Here is a 1,127-nt window from a genome sequence, read left to right as displayed (position 1 = left end):
GACGACGACCAGGCCCCCGGTGATGTCCATGGCGCCGAGCACGGCGGCCGGGACGAGCCACCAGACCCGCTCCCGTCGGGTGTACGTGTTTCGGATCTGCCGCAGCAAGGTGATCACCAGCCCGATCAGGGCGGTGCAGACGATCGCCTGGTCGACCACCACGTGTCCGGCCGTGAAGCGCCCGTCCGAGTCCCCGCCGCCCCCGTTGGCCAGCATGACGATCGCCCACGCCCAGGCGGCGGCGGCCGCCAGGACTGGGACCGCCACCAGCGCCCGGGCCGCGGACCGGCCGAACGGCGCGGGCGAGCGCGGCGGGGAACCCTCCGGCAGGACGGCGTTCTGCCCGATCAGCGTGAAGCGGGTGGCGACCGCGGCCACCGACGAGACGCACACGCAGACCAGGCCGATGCCGAGGACCACGCTGCCGGCCACGAAGTCGGCCACCGGCCGGTGGCTCTCCGCCAGCAGGCCCAGCCCGTAGACGACGGCGGCCCCGGCCACCGCGAAGCCGAACGCCGGGTAGCCGATCCGGTCCAACGCGCCGAAACGGCCGATCAGTTGCCGCACGACGGTCGCCGCGACGGCGAACAGGCAGAGACAGACGGCGGCCAGGAAGACCAGCGTCAGGCCCGCGACCCGGGCGCTCGGCCCGGTGGAGTGCGCGAGGACGTAGCCGCCGAGCGCGGCCGACACCGCGCCCATGAGCAGCGGAATCGCCCGGAGCAGCACGCTCATTCCGTGGTTCACCAGGTCTCCTCGTTCCCTCGCGCCCGCCGGTTCCGGGCGGCAGTCAGTGTTCATCCCGCCGGGTCTCCGGCCGGGACCCCGGCGGCGGGTGTCCACGGATTTCGTCCGATCGGCTCACGGCGACACCCGCTGTGCGGGACCCCGGTGGTGGCCTGCGATGCTGTCGGCGGACACGGCGAGTTGCCAACAGCTGACGGAAAGTGGGTACGGCATGACCGCGGCGACGGACGGCGTCGACCCGTTCACGGAAATCCGCCCGCAGGAGCGGAGACGGGATCCCGACAACCTGATGCTGCGCGCCGGCGTGGTGGTGGTCCGCTGCGCGGTGGCCCGGCGGCCCCGCTTCGCGGTGCCACCGGCCGGGGGATGGGGGCGAGGAG

1 protein-coding gene is annotated in these 1,127 nt (G+C 73.9%); it reads right to left on the bottom strand.

Going from position 1 to position 1,127, the window contains the following annotated elements; all coding sequences use genetic code 11:
- A partial coding sequence (locus tag ACIQOV_RS42395; RefSeq protein ID WP_401056607.1) for a DUF2776 family protein occupies window positions 1–747 on the bottom strand: 747 nt, incomplete at its 3' end.
- Window positions 748–1,127 lie beyond the last annotated feature (380 nt).

The sequence above is a fragment of the Kitasatospora sp. NPDC091257 genome (genome assembly GCF_044757675.1).
Classification (GTDB): domain Bacteria; phylum Actinomycetota; class Actinomycetes; order Streptomycetales; family Streptomycetaceae; genus Kitasatospora; species Kitasatospora lactacystinica.
The sequence above is the reverse complement of the archived record's forward strand: the minus strand, read 5'-3'. Positions and strand labels throughout refer to the sequence as shown.